Genomic DNA, 16,418 nt, shown 5'->3' with positions numbered 1-16,418 from the left:
CACCCCTCTTTCCCTGCTCCCCCGCTTTTTTTTTTTTTTTCCTCCAAATCTGTCCCTGCACCCCAGGGGGGGGCCGCCCCCCCCCCCGAAGTCGCGGGACGACGGCACCAGCGCCGCCAGCGCGGGCGCGGCGAAGCAGATCACCGTGCACGCCACCAGCACCGCCGTGGCGCCGAACGCGGAGATGGCCGGGGCGATGAGCGCCAGGCCGACCGGCGCGAGACCGTACGACAGCAGGAAGTCCAAAGAGGACACCCGGGCCAGCTTGGACGGCTCCACCTCGCGCTGGGTCGCGGTGAACCACGGCACGTTGAACAGGTCGATGCCGAGCCCGGCCACCGCGTAGACGGCGATCACGACGAACGGGTGCACCGGCAGCAGCAGCACCAGCGGCGCGAACCCGTACAGCGCAAGGCCGAACAGGCCCGTCCACCCGGCGGCACGCGGCCGCCACCTGGCCATCAGCACCGCCCCGGCGAGTGCGCCGAGCGTGTAGGCGGTCAGCGCACCCGCGAGCACGGCTTCCGTGCCGTAACGATCGCGGCTGACCAGGGGCAGCACCACACCGGTCGCCGAGTAGCCGGTGGCGATCACCGCTGACAGCGCGCCCAGGCCCGCCAGGAACCACGGGTGCCTGCGGGCCTCGCGCACTCCGTCGAGGAACTCGGCCACGAACCCCGCACGGCTCGGCGTCGCCACCTGTCCGGTACCGGCAGGAGGCACCAGGGCCGCCGCGAGCCACAGCGCGCCGATCCCGAACAGCAGCCCCTGCGTGCTCACCACGAGCGCGAGCAACGCCGTCAATCCCGGCGCCACCAGCGTCGTCACCCGGATCGACATGGTCATCGCCGCGTTGGCCTCCTGGCGCTGCTCCGGCGCCACCACCTCGGCCGTCAACGCGGAGAACGCGGGCCGGCACGCACCCTGGCCCGCACCCATCGCCGCCGCCGCGACCGCCGCGAGCACCAGCGAGTTGCCCACGAAGGCAGCGAGCACGGGCGCGGCGACAGCGGAAGTCAGCCCGGACCACAGCACGACCTGGCGGCGTGCGTAACGGTCGGCCAGCACACCGCTGATCGGCACCGCGGCGAGGAATCCGGTGGTGCGCGCGGCGAGCAGCACGCCCAGTTCGACGGCGGTCAGCGAGCGCGAGAGCACCGCGAGGCCCAGCACGAACGGCAGCGCCCACGTCGCGATGCCCGACGCGGTGGTCGCCGTCCAGAGGCGGAGGAACGCCGTGCTGCGCAATACCGATCGTGCCGCGGCTACCGGGCGGGCCGTGTCGTGGACCACGTGCGTCACCTTCCAGGAAGGGCTTGATTTGAAAATGATTGTCGTTACAGTAGCGGACGTCCGACTCGTCACGTTCCGGAGGATTCGATGTCACACCCCGCCCGGCTCGGCCTGGCGCTGGTCGCGGTGCTCACGGCGAGCTGCACCGCACCGGGAGGCGCGCAGGCGCCGACGGCACAGTCGGTGGTGGTGGACAGCTGCGGCAAGCGGCTGACGTTCACCGGCACGCCGCAGCGGGCGGTGGCGCTGGACCAGTCGTCCACGGAGACGTTGCTGGCGCTGGGAGTGCAGGACCGCATGGCCGGCACGGCGAACATCAAGACCAAGGTGGCGCCGAAGTACGCCGACGCCTACGCGAAGATCCCGGTGCTGTCGCCCAAGATCCTCACCGCCGAGCCGCTCAGGGCGGCCAACCCGGACGTGGTGGTGTCCGGGTTCCGCGAGCTCTTCACCGCCGACCGCGCCGGGACGCGCGACGAGCTGGAAGCCCTTGGCGTGCCGACGTTCGTGAGCGCGGTCAACTGCCCGGACGGCACCACGCCGGCGTTCGAGCGGCTGTTCCGCGACTACGAGAACCTCGGCATGATCTTCGGCGCGACCGAACGGGCGAACCAGCTCGCCGCCGAGCAGCGCGCGATCATGGCCGAAGTCCAGGCGGTGAAACGGGAACCGGTGAAGGTCGTGTGGGTCTACTCGGTCTTCAAGGGCGTCCCGTACGTGGCCGGGCGCGATGGAATGCCCAGCCAGATCAGCAGGATCGCCGGTGCCGCCAACGTCTTCGACGACCTGCCGCAGGAGTGGCCGGAGGCGTCCTGGGAGGAGATCGCGCGCCGCGACCCGGACGTGATCGTGATCGGCGACCTGTCCGAACGCGGCAACCCCGGCGACAAGGCGAGCGAGAAGCTCGCGATGATGCGCGAGCACCCGGTCGTGTCGCAGCTGAAAGCGCTGAAGGACAACAAGGTCATCGAGCTGAACGGCATCGAGATGGACCCGTCGGTGCGCACGGTCGACGCCCTGCGCGCGTTCGCCGCCGGACTCGACAGGATCGCCGGCCGTGGCTGAGGCCGCTGTCCTCGACGAAGCCGTCGAGGTGCCGGTGACTCCCGTTCGACGCGACAAGAGCGTGCTCCTGACCGTGGTGAGTCTCGCGGTTCTGATCGTCTCGCTCGTGCTCGCCGTCGGCATAGGAGTGGCCGCGAGTTGGCCAGAAATTGGCCGCTCTGTGGGTATGCGCCTCGGGCTGCCGGTCGTGCCGTTGCCACGTCTGCTCGACTCGCTGATCTGGGACTTGCGGTTGCCGCGGGTGCTGCTCGCCGCGCTCGTCGGTGCCGCGCTGGCGGTGTGCGGTGCGGCGCTGCAGAGCGTCACGCGCAACTCGCTCGCCGACCCCTACCTGCTCGGGGTGTCGTCCGGTGCCTCGACCGGCGCCGTGGTCGTCGTGGTGCTCGGGTTCGCGGGCTCGCAGCTCGGTGTGACCGGTGGGGCGCTGGTCGGCGCGCTGGTGGCGTTCGGGCTGCTGATGCTGCTGTTGAAACGAACCGGGCTGGACTCCTCGCGGATCGTGCTGACCGGTGTGGTCGTGGGGCAGCTGTTCGCGGCGCTCACCTCGTTGATCCTGCTGTCGTCCGGTGACGCCGACAGCATCCGTGCGGTCACCAGCTGGCTGCTGGGGTCTCTCGCGTCGGCCCGCTGGACGTCCGTCGCGGTGTGCGCGGTGGTGCTGGCGGTCGGGCTGCTCGTGGTGTGGCTGTGCTCGTCGGCGCTCGACGGGTTCGCGTTCGGCGCGGACACCGCGTCCTCGCTGGGCATCGACGTCCGCACGACCCGGATCCTGTTGCTGGTGGCCACGTCGGTGCTGACCGCGGTGGCGGTGGCGGCGGTGGGAGCGGTCGGGTTCGTAGGGCTGATCGTGCCGCACGGCGTGCGGTTCCTGGTGGGGCCGTTGCACCGCAGGCTGTTGCCGTTGTCGGCGGTGGTCGGCGCGGTGTTCCTGGTCTGGACGGACGCGCTCACCCGCGTGCTGTTCGCGCCGCTGGAGGTGCCGGTGGGGGTGTTCACCGCGCTGCTGGGCGTGCCGCTCTTCCTGCTGGTGCTGCGCAGGAGGGGAGAGCTGTGAGGATCACCGTCGAGCACCTGAGCTGGGGCGTGCCGGGCAGGACGATCGTCAGGGACGTGAGCCTGGCCGTCGGCGAAGGTGAGACCGTGGGGCTGATCGGGCCGAACGGGTCCGGCAAGTCGTCGTTGCTGCGGTGCGTCGCGGGTCTGCGCACGCCCACCAGCGGTCTGGTGCGCTACGACGGCGTGGAGATCACGTCGTGGCCCGCCCGTGAACGGGCGCGCAGGCTGGCGTTCGTCGAGCAGGCCGCCGACACCGACAGCGATCTGCGCGTGGCCGACGTGGTGATGCTGGGCCGGACCGCCTACCGCTCGCGGTGGCGCGGGCCCGATGCGAACGATCGCGCGATCGTGGCGGCCGCCCTCGACCGGCTCGATCTCGGCGGGTTGGCGGACCGGCCGTGGAAGCAGCTGTCCGGCGGCGAGCGGCAACGCACGCACCTCGCTCGGGCGCTGGCGCAACAGACGTCGGCGCTGCTGCTGGACGAGCCCACCAACCACCTGGACGTACGCCATCAGCTCGACCTGATGGAGCTGGCGAGCCGCACGCCGCAGACGGTCGTGGTGGCGCTGCACGACCTCGCACTGGCCGCCCGCTACTGCGACCGGCTGGTGCTGATGCACGACGGCGCTGTCGTCGCGGACGGGCCGGCGGACGAAGTGCTCACCGCGCCGCTGCTGCGCGAGGTGTTCGACGTGGACGCCGAGATCGGCCGCGACAGCCTGGGCCACCTGGCTGTCGGCTATCGCTGACAAAGGGGGAGTCATGACCACTGTGGACGATCTGACAGCCGAAGTGCTGGCGGGGAAGCACGGCCCCGCCCCTGCCGAGGTCCCGGCCACCAGCGTGTTCTGGGTGCACCACGGCACGCGGCTGGCCGGTGGGAACGTCACCTACCGCAACCAGTACGTGCTGGCCCGCGTCGGCACCGCGTTCGGGGCGTGCGCGTTCGCGGAGGGCGAGGCCGACCCGGCGGTGTGCGCGAACTACTCCGGCGCTCCCGTCGCGCGGCTGCTCACCGAGGCACCGGCACCGGTGCGCGTCGCCGCACTCGACGCCTACCTCGGCCACGTCCGTCCACATCGGACCGCCGAACGGGTGGTGCTGCCCGCGGGAACCCCGGAAGAGCGCGCGCAGGCACGTGACGCGGCGGTCGCCGGGCTGCTCGACGTCGAGCCGGGCGCCAAGGTCGCGTTGATCGGCGTGGTGAACCCGTTGGTGGCGGCCATCCGCGAGCGGGGCGCCGAGTGCCTGCCGTGCGACCTCCAGCTGCGCACCACCCAGTGGGGCGACCCGGTGACCCCGGACATGCGGGACGTGCTCGGCGTCGCGGACGCCGTCGTCGCCACCGGCATGACGATCGGTAACGGCACGTTCGACGAGATCCTGCGCACCTGCCGGGAGAGGGAGATCCCGCTGGTCGTGTACGCGCAGACCGCGAGTGCCGTCGCCCGCCACTTCCTCGGCGCGGGCGTCACCGCGCTGTCCGCGGAACCGTTCCCGTTCTCGCAGTTCAGCGCCGACGCCACCACCCTGTTCCGCTACCGGACGTGAGAGAAGACGTGGACCACCACATCGCTGACGCGCTCAGCCGCCCTGCCCTGGTGCGCCTCGACTCCCGCACCGTCTGCCTGCGCTTCGAGACCATGAAGGTCGCCTCGGCGCTGGAAGCCGTCCGGTACCTGCTCGAACGCGGCACGATCGCGCACGGGGACACGCTGGTCGACAGCTCGAGCGGCATCTACGCCCACGCCCTGGCGCTCGCGTGCCACCGCTACGGCCTGCACTGCCACATCATCGCCTCCACGACCGTCGACAGGACCCTGCGGACACAACTGGAGATCCTCGGCGCGACCGTCGAGCCGATGCCGCCGTGCGCGAGCCTCAAACTCGACCAGAGCCGCCGGGTGGCGCGAGTGCGGGAGATCCTGCGCGAACGGCCGCGCCACCACTGGATGCGGCAGTACCACGACGACGTCCACTACCGCGGCTACCGCCCGATCGCCGACCTGGTCCGCGAGCACGTCGGCTGCGCGCGGCTCTCCGTCGTGGGCGGCGTCGGCACGGGCGCGTCGACGGGTGCGCTGACCACGTACCTCCGGGAAACCGATCCGGACGTGGAGCTCGTCGGTGTGCAACCGTTCGACAGCGTCACGTTCGGCAGCGAGCACGTGCACGACCCGGAGATCATCATCGCCGGGATCGGCAGTTCCATCCCGTTCGGCAACGTCGACCACACCCTCTACGACACCGTGCACTGGCTCGGCTTCGAGGCGGCACTGGCGGGCGGTGTGGCGTTGCTGCGCGAGCACGCCGTCTTCGCCGGGCTCTCCGCCGGAGCCGCCTACCTCGCGGCCAGGTGGGAGCAGCGGCTCGACCCGGACCGCCACGTCGTCGTCCTCGCCCCGGACACCGGCCACCGCTACGTCGACGCGGCCTACTCCCGGCACGCCGAGGCCCCGTCGCCGGATGACCTGCGGCCCCGCCAGATCAACGCCTTGGCGGACATGGACCTGCCGTGGTCGCGCATGCACTGGAACCGCGCCGAGGCACCCCCGAACGCCGCCGTCGCGATGCCGGTTGCTTCCTAGGACTCGCGGTCCGTCGGGGCGAGGGCGTCCTCGGTCGGCTGGTCGGGCGGAGTGTGCTTGCCGCGTCGGGAAAGGGAGAAGTGCGACTCGGCGCGCATCCGCTCGACCATCTGCGGGTAGTGCAGCTCGAACGCGGGCCGCTCGGACCGGATCCGCGGCAGGTCCAGGAAGTTGTGCCGCGGCGGGGGAGAAGTGGTCGCCCACTCCAGCGAGTTCCCGTACCCCCACGGATCGTCGCCTCCGGCCGGTTCGCCGTACCGGTAGGAGCGGAACACGTTCCACACGAACGGCAGCACGGACGCGCCGAGCACGAACGCGCTGATCGTCGAGATCATGTTGAGCGTCGTGAACCCGTCCGTCGGCAGGTAGTCGGCGTAGCGGCGGGGCATGCCCATGTTGCCGAGCCAGTGCTGCACGAGGAACGTGCCGTGGAAGCCCAGGAACGTGGTCCAGAAGTGCAGCTTGCCCAGCGGTTCGTTGAGCATCCGCCCGGTCATCTTCGGGAACCAGAAGTAGATGCCCGCGTAGGTGGCGAACACGATCGTGCCGAACAGCACGTAGTGGAAGTGCGCGACGACGAAGTACGTGTCGGTGACGTGGAAGTCGAGCGGCGGTGAGGCCAGCAGGATGCCGGTCAGGCCGCCGAGCAGGAACGTCACCAGGAACCCGATCGAGAACAGCATCGGCGTCTCGAACGTCAGCTGGCCCTTCCACATCGTGCCGGCCCAGTTGAAGAACTTGATGCCGGTCGGCACGGCGATCAGGAAGGTCATCAGCGAGAAGAACGGCAGCAGCACGGCACCGGTCGCGAACATGTGGTGTGCCCACACGGCGACCGACAGCATGCCGATGGCGAACGTCGCGAACACCAGGCCCTTGTACCCGAACAGCGGTTTCCGGCTGAACACCGGCAGGATCTCGGTGATGATGCCGAAGAACGGCAGCGCGACGATGTAGACCTCGGGGTGGCCGAAGAACCAGAACAGGTGCTGCCACAGGATCGCCCCGCCGTTGGCCGGGTCGAACACGTGCGCGCCGAAGTGCCGGTCCGCCGCGAGCGCCAGCAGGGCGGCGGTCAGGATCGGGAACGCCAGCAGGATCAGCACCGCCGTGACCAGGATGTTCCAGGTGAAGATCGGCATGCGGAACATCGTCATGCCCGGCGCCCGCAGGCAGACGATCGTGGTGATCATGTTGACCGCGCCGAGGATCGTGCCGAGACCCGACACCGCCAGGCCCATGATCCACAGGTCGGGGCCGATGCCGGGGGCGTGCACGGCGCTCGACAGCGGTGTGTAGGCGGTCCAGCCGAAGTCGGCCGCGCCCGCCGGGGTGACGAAGCTGCTCATCACGATCAGGCCGCCGAACAGGAACAACCAGTACGAGAAGGCGTTCAGGCGCGGGAAAGCCACGTCCGGCGAGCCGATCTGCAGCGGCAGGATGTAGTTGGCGAACCCGAACAGGATCGGCGTCGCGTACAGCAGCAGCATGATCGTGCCGTGCATGGTGAAGAGCTGGTTGTACTGCTCGTTCGAGAGGAACTGCAGGCCCGGCCGGGCCAGTTCGGCGCGCAGCAGAAGAGCCATCACGCCGCCGGCCATGAAGAAGGCGAACGACGTGACCAGGTAGAGGATCCCGATCTGCTTCGGGTCGGTGGTGCGCAGGAAACCCAGGAACGCGGCGCCCTTGGGACGTCGGCGGGCGACACCGGGATGCGGTACGACCGGCGTCGGTTTGATCGTGGTCACGGTGGTGACTCGCCTTCGGTGGTCATTCCGCCGTGGTCGTCGGGCATGGCTTCACCGCCGCCCGCGGTCGGATCGTCGGTCGCGTCCGTGCGTTCGTGCTCGCCGGCCAGGTCGGCGTCCTGCTCCTCGCTCTCCGCGGTGACGGGGTCGATTTGCGGTTCCGGTTCAGGCATCACGACTCCTCGACAGGTAACGGCGGTCGCACGCGCGGTGTACCCGGCAGCCCACCGCCCAAACGGTGTGTCGCCCGGCGCCCCACGGGTACACGAAAAGTGGCCATCAGAGAGGACCTGCCATGCGCACCGCACTGCACGGCCTGGCCGAGCGCGGCCAGAGCCCGTGGATGGACCAGCTGTCCAGAGAACTGCTGCGGGGAGGCGAGCTGGCCGCCTTGGTCGACGCGGGCGTCCTCGGGGTGACGTCGAACCCGACGATCTTCTCGGACGCCATGAGCAGCGGCGACGCCTACGAAGCCCAGAAGCGCGACCTGGACGCCGACGACCCGAAGGAGATCTTCCTGGCCCTCGCGGCCGAGGACGTCCGCCAGGCCTGCGACCTGCTGGCCGGCAAGGGCACCTCGGAACGCGACGGCTGGGTGTCGATGGAGGTCGACCCGCGGTTCGCCCACGACACGCAGGCGACGATCGACGAGGCACGACGGCTGCACGAGCTGGTCGACCGGCCGAACCTCTTCGTGAAGATCCCCGGCACCGGAGAAGGCCTGCCGGCGATCGAGGAAGCGGTCGCCGGTGGCATCCCGATCAACGTCACGCTGCTGTTCTCGCTGGACCGGCACCGCGAGGCGGCCGAGGCGTACCTGCGCGGCCTGCGCCGGTTGCACGCCGACGGCGGCGACCTGTCGAAGGTCGGTTCCGCGGCGTCGTTCTTCGTGTCCAGAGTGGACACGGAGGCCGACAAGCGCCTGGACGCGTTGCGCGGCCACGAGGTGCTCAAGGGCACCCTGGCGATCGCCAACGCCAAGCTCGCCTACCAGCAGTACCTGGAGATCTTCTCCGGCCCGGCCTGGGAGGAGCTGGCGCGCGCGGGCGCGACGCCGCAATGGTGCCTGTGGGCGTCCACGTCGACGAAGAACCCGGCGTTCCGCGACACCCGGTACGTCGAGGAGCTGATCGGGCCGGAGACCGTGACCACCATGCCCCGCAAGACGATCGAGGCCTTCCTCGACCACGGCATGGTCGCCGACTCGCTGACCAGGGACGTGGGCGGCGCGCGGCGCGTGCTCGACCGGTTCGCCGAGATCGGCATCAGCTACCGCGACCTCACCGACACCCTCGAACGCGAGGGCGTGCGGAAGTTCGTGGACTCCTACCGGCAGTTGCTCGACCGCCTGACCGCCCAACCAGCTCGGAGGTGACCCTTGCCCGACAACGACTTCCGCCACGACCTCGCCCAGCAGCTCCGGGTCGACTCGGTCCGCGCGAGCGACGCGGGCGGCTCCGGGCACCCGACGTCGTCGATGTCCGCGGCCGACCTGATGGCCGTGCTGCTGCACGGCTACCTCAAGCTCGACTACGCGAACCCGGACAACCCGGCCAACGACCACCTCGTGTTCTCCAAGGGCCACGCCTCGCCGCTGTACTACGCGATGCTCAAGGCCGCCGGTGCGATCACCGACGAGGAACTGCTGAGCTTCCGCACGTTCGGCAGCAGGCTCGAAGGCCACCCGACGCCCCGCATCCCGCCGACCGACGTGGCCACCGGCTCGCTCGGCCAGGGCCTGCCGGTCGGCGTCGGCCTCGCGCTGGCCGGCAAACGCCTCGACCGGTTGCCGTACCGGGTGTGGGTGCTGTGCGGTGACTCGGAGATGGCCGAGGGCTCGATCTGGGAGGCGTTCCAGCACGCCGGCTGGGCGGGGCTCGACAACCTCACCGCGATCATCGACGTGAACCGGCTCGGCCAGACCCGCGAGACGATGCTCGGCTGGGACCTCGACGGCTACGTCGCCCGCGCCGAGGCGTTCGGCTGGAAGGCCGTCGCGATCGACGGCCACGACCTCGACGCCATCGACGCCGCGCTGGCCCAGGCGACGTCCGTGACCGACCGGCCGACCGTGATCATCGCCAGGACGCACAAGGGACGTGGCGTGAAGGCGGTCGAGGACCAGCCCGGCAAGCACGGCAAGCCGCTGGAGGACCCGGAGGAGGCGATCGAGGAGCTCGGCGGCGCCCGCTCCCTGGCCGTGACGGTCAGGACGCCCACGCCGGGTACGCCGCACCGCTTCGCCACCAACGGCGGCACGTTGCCGCGCTGGGAGATCGGTGAGGAGGTCGCGACCCGCCAGGCGTACGGGCAGACGCTCGCCGAGCTCGGCGGCCTGCGCGGCGACGTCGTGGTGCTGGACGGCGAGGTGTCGAACTCGACCACGTCCGAGCTGTTCGCCAAGGCGCATCCGGACCGCTACTTCGAGATGTTCATCGCCGAGCAGCAGATGGTCGCCGCCGCGGTCGGCCTGCAGGCCCGCAACTGGGTGCCGTTCGCGTCCACGTTCGGCGCGTTCCTGACCCGTGCGCACGACTTCATCCGCATGGCCGCCGTGTCCCGCGCGGACCTGCGCCTGTGCGGCTCGCACGCCGGGGTGTCGATCGGCGAGGACGGGCCGTCGCAGATGGCGCTGGAGGACATCTCGATGTTCCGCGCCATCCACGGCAGCACCGTGCTGCACCCGTCCGACGCCAACCAGACCGCCGCGCTGGTCGCCGAGATGGCCACGCTGCCCGGCATCTCGTACCTGCGGACGTTGCGGGGCAAGACGCCGGTGCGCACGTCACCGGACGAGCACATCCGCGTCGGCGGCAGCCGGGTGCTGCGCAACAGCGATCACGACGACCTGACGATCGTGGCGTGCGGGATCACCGTCGGCGAGGCGGAGAAGGCGGCCGACGTGCTGGACGGGGAGGGCATCCGCGCGCGGGTGATCGACTGCTACTCGATCAAGCCGATCGACGGGAACACGTTGGTGCAGGCCGCTTCCCAGACGCGGGCGGTGCTGACCGTGGAGGACCACTGGCCCGAGGGCGGGCTCGGGGACGCGGTGCTCGGCGCGCTGGCGGCCTGTCCGGACCGGCCGGTCGTGCGGAAGCTCGCGGTGTCGGAGATGCCGGTGTCCGGCAAGCCCGGCGAACTGCTGCACGCCGCCCACATCGACGCCGAGGCAACAGCCGAAGCAGCACGCCAACTCCTCCGCCCCTGACGCCTGAGGCGTCCGAGGTCGATGAAGGGCTCCTTGCTCCACCTCAGGTGGATGAATGAGCCCTTCATCGAGCACCGGGGCTCAGGTGGGTTCGGGCATCGGAGGTAGTGGATCCGGGTCGGGACCGGGCGGCCGAGGCTGGTCCGGTCCCGGCTGAGGCGCGGGTTCTGGTGGCGGTACCGGCTGGGTCATGCCCGGCGGGTACCCATCCGTTCGGCCATTCTCACCAGCGCGGATTCCTCCTGGCCGCGAATTGGGCGGATTTCGCTAATACCCCAAGCATTCCACCCGACAATCGGTTCGTTCGGGACCGGCGGAACGGGGTGGGCAGATGGCGTCCAGGATGGCCTCGCAGGACTGGTACCTCGGCGCCGAGCAGACGCGCGGACTGCACTTCCTGGGCGCGCTCGACCTGCTGGAGCTGCTCGACCACCTGGCGTCCCGGCCGCGCTGGCCCGCGCGGGACGTGCCGTTGCCGATCATCCACCTGCGCCGGCCGCCCGGTGTGGAGAGCCCGCTGGAACCGCTGGCCAACCGGCCTGCCACCGCGCACGGGCGCAAGGTGCCCCTGGCACTGGTCGACGGCGCCGAGCCGGAACCGCGCAAGCTGCTCGACGACGCGGTGGGCGGGCTCGCCGAGAAGCGGTTGCGGTTCCCGCACTACGCGCTCGTCGGGTGGCTGCTCGACCTCACGCTGCCCGCCGACGTCCAGGCCGACGACGAACAACGCGAGATCGCCCGCCAGTTCAAGCAGCACCTCCGCCGCCGCGTGCGGATGACCGCCGACGGCGTCCAGGACCTGGCGCAGGACTTCCCGTGGTGGATCCGGCTGGTCATCACGGTGATGCCGCGGCTCGGCCTGGCGCTCATGACGCTGCTGTGGCGGCCGGCGACGTGGGTGGGCGAACAGTCGTTCGGCGGCAGGTCGCGGCGCGGCCTCTACCGGCTGGCCCGCGCGTTCGTGCGGGAACGCCTCGCCGCGCGTTTTCCGGACGAGGTCAACGACCTGCTGGTGCGCGCGTTCCTGGAGGACCTGCGGCGTTCGCACCGGCGCTGGACGGTGTTCGGCGCGGGCCGCCGGCGCACCGGTTGTCCGTGGCTGCTGATCGACAACGTGTCCCAGGGGGCCGGGCAGTGGCTGGTCGACGCGATCGGCCGCGCCCGCAACACCGTCCACCGTGGACGGTCGTGGCGCACGAACCCGTTGAGCCACCCCGATCCGCTGCTGGTGATCTCGGCGGAAGAGTCGGACGACGAACCGGCGACGCACGCGGCGGACGCGCTGCAGGGCTACAAGGACTGGCTGCGGGCCCTGCCGCGGTCCGAGAACTGGGCCATCGCGCTCAACACCGACGCCACCGCACCCGCGCCCGGCGTGGGTGGCGGCCTCGCCGGCCACCCGTCGCTGCGGTTGCGCCGGGCGGTCGCGGCCCCGATCGTGGTCGCGCTGCTCGCCGGGATGGTCCTCGCCGTGCCGTTCTACAACCACTCCCGGTGCGACCGCTGGTGGTCGCTCGCGATCCACGCGCAGCTGGAGCTGGTCGGCGACGAGTGCATCGGGGTGTCCGCGGATCCGTTGCGGCACTTCGTTCCGGACACCGTGCCCGAGGAGGTCCGGCCGGGGCTGGAGGACGTCTACGGCAAGATCATGGCCGAGAACCGCAAGGCGGAGACCCGTGAGGACGCGATCACGATCGTGTTCCTCAGCGTGCTGACTCCCCGCACCGCCAACAGCTTCGCGGCCCTGGTCGAGGAGCTGCGGGGCGTGTGGGTGGCGCAGAAGACCAGTGACGTGCCGATCAGGATGCTGCTGGCCAACGGCGGTGAGGGGCCGGGCGGCCGAGGTCTGGCGTCCGGCGACCTGGCGGCCGACAAGATCATCGAACTGGCCGCGCGGGATCGCAGCGTGGTCGCGGTGACCGGGCTGTCGATCAGCACCGACACCGCCAAGTCCGTCGTGAAGCGGTTGGGCAGCAACGCTTTGCCCGTCATCGGCAGCCTCACGTCCGCCGACGACATGGCGAGCATCAACGAGTACTACTACCAGGTCGGTCCGAACAACCTGCGCGAGGCGCGGGTCGCCGCCTACTACGCGCAGACCAAGCTCGACGTGACCGACATGGCGATCTTCTACTCCGGCGACCCCACCGACCGGTACAGCCAGAACATGGCCGAGGACGCGCGAACCGCCTTCGCCGAACGGGGAATCGCGGTCAGCCAGTACAAGTCGTACCGGGTCGCGAACGACGACGAGGGCCTCGCCCCGGCCAGCCTCGGGCAGGGCGCCTGCCCGGCCGCGCCCAGGCCGGGGTACGCGGTCTTCTACGCCGGACGCGCGCAGTACCTGGCGGAGTTCCTGCGCGGCATGAACAGCAGGTGCCAGGGCGGCAGCACCCCGCCGGTGCTCGCGAGCGACTCGTCCACCCGGTTCATCCTCGAAGGCACGATGACGCAGTTCCCCAACGTGCGGCTGGACTACCTGTCGTTCGCGAGCCCCGCCGCGTGGACCGACTGCGAGAAGGTGCCGTTCTACAAGAACTACCTCGACGTGTTCCACAAGACCTGCCAGACGCTGAGCGACGGTCGCTCGGCCGCCGCCTACGACGCGATGCAGGTCCTGGCGGAAGGGGTGCGGCAGGTGCGCCGGACCGATCCCGGGGCGCGGGTGCGGGAGGGACTGCTCGCCGGGATCGGCAGCATCCGGCCGGACAACGCGATCCAGGGCGCCACCGGCAGGATCGGGTTCGGCGCGAGCACGCGGCTGCCGTCCAACAAGGCCGTGATCGTGTTGCAGGGCAAGACCGACACGACGTCGACACCGCAGTTGCTGTGCGGTGAACTGCCGTTCCCCGCCGACCTGGTGGTGACGCCGGACGCCGGCTGTCCGCGCGATCCCCAGTAGATCAGCGCTCGGAGCCCAGCACCGGCTTCACGTCGACCACGGGTGTGCCGTCGAGGGCCTCCAGGTCACCGACGTGCACCCGCTGCCCGTCGACCCCGAGGATCCGCACCCGGTGCAGGCCGATCGGGTTCGGCCGGTCCTGCGACCGGGTCGAGAACACCCCGGTGCGCGGCCGTTCCGCGTCGTCGCGCGGGTGCACGGCCAGCACCGAGCGGTCCGCGCGGTCGAGCCACGTCAGCACGAGCACCTCCTGGCCGGCGGCGAGCTCGGCCATGGCCCGCGCGTACTCCGGCGCGAAGACGATCCAGGACTCCGGCGCACCCTCGTCGCCCTGCCTGGGCGCGGACGCGCCGTCGGTGAGCGTTGACTCGACGTGGCCGACGGGCTGCAGTTTCATCAGGTTCCGCAGAAGGTCTGGTAGGTGGCGCTGAAGTCCCGCGGCGCGGGGGCCGCGTAGTGCTCCAGCTCTGGGCGTTCCCCGTAAGGCGACGTCACGGCGTCCAGCAGCCGTTGCAGCGGCTGGAGATCACCGGCGGACCCGGCGGCCAGCGCCTCCTCGACGAGGTGGTTGCGAGGAATGTAGACCGGGTTGATCAGCTCCATCGCACCGGCATCCGGTCCGAGCGCGCGCCACCGCTCGATCCACGCGTCGATCCCGGCCAGGTCGAGGAACAGCGACCGCGCGGGCTCGGCGTCGCCACGGGCGGCCGCGCCCAGCCGGTGGAAGAACGACGTGAAGTCGACGTGGTTCGCGTGCATCAGCGCGAGCAGGTCCTTCACCAGCGGTCCGACGTCACCGGACACGCCCAGCTTGGCCCGCATCCCGTCCGTCCAGGCGCTCTCGAAGTGCCCGTCGAACGTGCCGAGCGCTTCGAGCGCCAACGACACGGCCTTGTCCTCGTCGTCGGCGAGCAACGGCAGCAACGCCTCGGCCAGCCGCGCCAGGTTCCACTCGGCGACGATCGGCTGGTTGCCGTAGGCGTAGCGGCCGCGGTGGTCGATGGAGCTGTAGACCGTTGCCGGGTCGTAGGCCTCCATGAACGCGCACGGGCCGTAGTCGATGGTCTCGCCGGAGATGGTCATGTTGTCGGTGTTCATCACGCCGTGGATGAAGCCGACGAGCATCCACCTCGCGACCAGCGCGGCCTGTGCGGCCACCACCTGCTCGAACAGCTCCAGGTAGGTGCTGCCGGGGTAGTGGCGGGCGATGGCGTGGTCGGCGAGACGGCGCAGCAGGTCGTGGTCGCCGGTGTTGCGGGCGTACTGGAAGCTGCCGACGCGCAGGTGCGAGGACGCGACCCGCGCGAGCACCGCGCCCGGCAACCGTTCCTCGCGCTGGACGAGACCGCCCGTCGCCACGACCGCGAGCGAACGGGTCGTGGGAATGCCGAGCGCGTGCATCGCCTCGCTCAGCACGAATTCGCGCAGCATCGGCCCGACCGCGGCCAGCCCGTCGCCGCCGCGGGCGAACGGCGTGCGCCCGGAGCCTTTGAGGTGCAGGTCGCGCAGTCTGCCGTCGGTGTCGCGCAGCTCGCCGAGAAGAAGGGCGCGCCCGTCGCCGAGCCTGGGGGAGTAGCCGCCGAACTGGTGCCCCGCATACGCCTGGGCCACGCCGGGAGCCTCGTTGCCCACCAGGAACCGCAGGCCGTCGGTCCGCAACCACGCCGGATCCAGGCCCAGTTCCTTCGCCAGCGGCTCGTTCAGGACGAGCAGGCGCGGTTCGGCGACCTGGGCGGCTTCCCACCCCACGGCCATCTCCGGCACGGCGGTGGCGAACTCGCTGCTCAGGCTGATGCTCACACCCCAACGTTACCGGCCGGGCCACCTGTTCGAGTGTGATCACGGTCCGCGGACTACTTCGAACAGGTCTACTTCACCGGCTCCCGGCGGTGCTGGCGACGGCCGCATTCTGGCTGGTCAGGGCCCTGAGACGGCACCGGACCCCGGCGGTGGCGCGTCTTCGGCGGTCCCGGCGGAAGGCTAGGCTCCCCCGACGTGCGTTACTCCGCCCTCGCGCTGGTCTTCGTTCTGCTCGGATGCGGTACCGGAGGGACGTCGTCCCTGCCCACGATCACCCCGGCACCGACCTCGGCGTCCTCCTCACCGTTGCCCGGCCTGCAACCCAGGCTCGACGCGGTCGGCACCCTCCTCACCGCCTGCCTGGCCCGCCTGCGGGGAGAGCCGGTCGACCCGGCCGACAACTGCGCCCGCCTGATGCCGGACGTGACGGGCGTGCTCGACGAGGCCGAGAAGCAGTCCGGCAAGCTGCCGCCCGCCGGCCGTGCCGCCATCGAGCAGGTCCGCAGGGCGCTCACCGAGATCGGCCCGTGCGAGCCGTGGTTCGCGGCGGGCGGGTCGAGCGCCGACGGCCGGCTCGACGCCCGCTGCGGCAAGGCGTGGGACGAGCTCTTCAAGGGCTACAACGCCTTGCGCAACGCCGTCTGAGCAGGCAGCCGGAGGTCGTGTGCGCAACTCGCCGTCTGGCGAGGTGGATGAAGGGCGCCTACATCCACCTGACGTGGATGAAGGCGCCCTTCATCCACGTAACTGCCCA

General features: G+C 70.7%; 14 protein-coding genes. 9 read left to right on the top strand and 5 right to left on the bottom strand.

Going from position 1 to position 16,418, the window contains the following annotated elements; all coding sequences use genetic code 11:
* On the bottom strand, positions 1-1,293 hold a 1,293-nt coding region (locus ABZV40_RS42075; RefSeq protein WP_355455123.1), incomplete at its 3' end, for an MFS transporter.
* 87 nt (positions 1,294-1,380) lie between these two features.
* On the opposite strand from ABZV40_RS42075, the gene ABZV40_RS42070 reads away from it, so the two are divergent.
* From ABZV40_RS42070 to ABZV40_RS42050, 5 genes are read left to right on the top strand one after another with little or no spacing between them, the layout of a single operon-like run.
* Positions 1,381-2,358, top strand: coding sequence for an ABC transporter substrate-binding protein (locus ABZV40_RS42070; protein ID WP_355455121.1), 978 nt, complete (start codon positions 1,381-1,383; stop codon positions 2,356-2,358).
* Complete coding sequence (locus tag ABZV40_RS42065; RefSeq protein WP_355455119.1) at positions 2,351-3,412, top strand: iron chelate uptake ABC transporter family permease subunit; 1,062 nt, start codon at positions 2,351-2,353, stop codon at positions 3,410-3,412. Before ABZV40_RS42070 ends, ABZV40_RS42065 begins: the two co-directional genes overlap by 8 nt.
* Positions 3,409-4,164, top strand: coding sequence for an ABC transporter ATP-binding protein (locus ABZV40_RS42060; RefSeq protein ID WP_355455117.1), 756 nt, complete (start codon positions 3,409-3,411; stop codon positions 4,162-4,164). Before ABZV40_RS42065 ends, ABZV40_RS42060 begins: the two co-directional genes overlap by 4 nt.
* 13 nt (positions 4,165-4,177) lie before the next feature.
* On the top strand, positions 4,178-4,966 hold the full coding sequence (locus tag ABZV40_RS42055; RefSeq protein ID WP_355455115.1) for a DUF364 domain-containing protein: 789 nt from the start codon (positions 4,178-4,180) through the stop codon (positions 4,964-4,966).
* Positions 4,963-6,003: a pyridoxal-phosphate dependent enzyme gene (locus tag ABZV40_RS42050; RefSeq protein WP_355455113.1), complete on the top strand. Its 1,041-nt coding sequence runs from the start codon at positions 4,963-4,965 to the stop codon at positions 6,001-6,003. Before ABZV40_RS42055 ends, ABZV40_RS42050 begins: the two co-directional genes overlap by 4 nt.
* On the opposite strand, the gene ctaD is transcribed toward ABZV40_RS42050, so the two are convergent.
* Both ctaD and ABZV40_RS42040 read right to left on the bottom strand, forming a co-directional pair.
* Positions 6,000-7,751 (bottom strand): cytochrome c oxidase subunit I, encoded by a 1,752-nt coding sequence (ctaD, locus tag ABZV40_RS42045; RefSeq protein ID WP_355455111.1) that lies wholly within the window; start codon positions 7,749-7,751, stop codon positions 6,000-6,002. The two genes, ABZV40_RS42050 and ctaD, sit on opposite strands and share 4 nt — an antisense overlap.
* Positions 7,748-7,924: a hypothetical protein gene (locus tag ABZV40_RS42040; RefSeq protein WP_355455109.1), complete on the bottom strand. Its 177-nt coding sequence runs from the start codon at positions 7,922-7,924 to the stop codon at positions 7,748-7,750. Before ABZV40_RS42040 ends, ctaD begins: the two co-directional genes overlap by 4 nt.
* 122 nt (positions 7,925-8,046) lie before the next feature.
* Here ABZV40_RS42040 and tal point away from each other — a divergent pair, with 122 nt between their 5' ends.
* The 3 genes from tal to ABZV40_RS42025 all read left to right on the top strand — a co-directional run bounded on the left by tal (position 8,047) and on the right by ABZV40_RS42025 (position 13,864).
* Positions 8,047-9,126, top strand: a complete 1,080-nt coding sequence (gene tal / locus ABZV40_RS42035) for a transaldolase (protein WP_355455108.1) — start codon at positions 8,047-8,049, stop codon at positions 9,124-9,126.
* Between the two features lie 3 nt (positions 9,127-9,129).
* Positions 9,130-10,962: a transketolase gene (locus ABZV40_RS42030; protein ID WP_355455106.1), complete on the top strand. Its 1,833-nt coding sequence runs from the start codon at positions 9,130-9,132 to the stop codon at positions 10,960-10,962.
* 331 nt (positions 10,963-11,293) lie between these two features.
* Positions 11,294-13,864 carry a hypothetical protein gene (locus tag ABZV40_RS42025; RefSeq protein ID WP_355455104.1) on the top strand — a complete coding sequence of 857 codons (2,571 nt, stop codon included), beginning with the start codon at positions 11,294-11,296 and terminating at the stop codon, positions 13,862-13,864.
* A 1-nt stretch (position 13,865) separates the two neighbouring features.
* Here ABZV40_RS42025 and tsaA read toward each other — a convergent pair whose 3' ends face one another.
* Both tsaA and ABZV40_RS42015 read right to left on the bottom strand, forming a co-directional pair.
* The gene (tsaA, locus tag ABZV40_RS42020) at positions 13,866-14,261 is read right to left on the bottom strand and encodes a tRNA (N6-threonylcarbamoyladenosine(37)-N6)-methyltransferase TrmO (protein WP_355455102.1); all 396 of its coding nucleotides are present in this window, start codon (positions 14,259-14,261) and stop codon (positions 13,866-13,868) included.
* On the bottom strand, positions 14,261-15,664 hold the full coding sequence (locus ABZV40_RS42015; RefSeq protein WP_355455100.1) for a protein adenylyltransferase SelO family protein: 1,404 nt from the start codon (positions 15,662-15,664) through the stop codon (positions 14,261-14,263). Before ABZV40_RS42015 ends, tsaA begins: the two co-directional genes overlap by 1 nt.
* A 195-nt stretch (positions 15,665-15,859) precedes the next feature.
* On the opposite strand from ABZV40_RS42015, the gene ABZV40_RS42010 reads away from it, so the two are divergent.
* On the top strand, positions 15,860-16,309 hold the full coding sequence (locus tag ABZV40_RS42010) for a hypothetical protein (protein ID WP_355455098.1): 450 nt from the start codon (positions 15,860-15,862) through the stop codon (positions 16,307-16,309).
* Positions 16,310-16,418: the final 109 nt, after the last annotated feature.

Origin of the sequence: Lentzea sp. NPDC004782 (assembly GCF_040609115.1) — a bacterium.
Lineage (GTDB): Bacteria > Actinomycetota > Actinomycetes > Mycobacteriales > Pseudonocardiaceae > Lentzea.
This window is presented reverse-complemented; position numbering and strand designations above follow the sequence as displayed.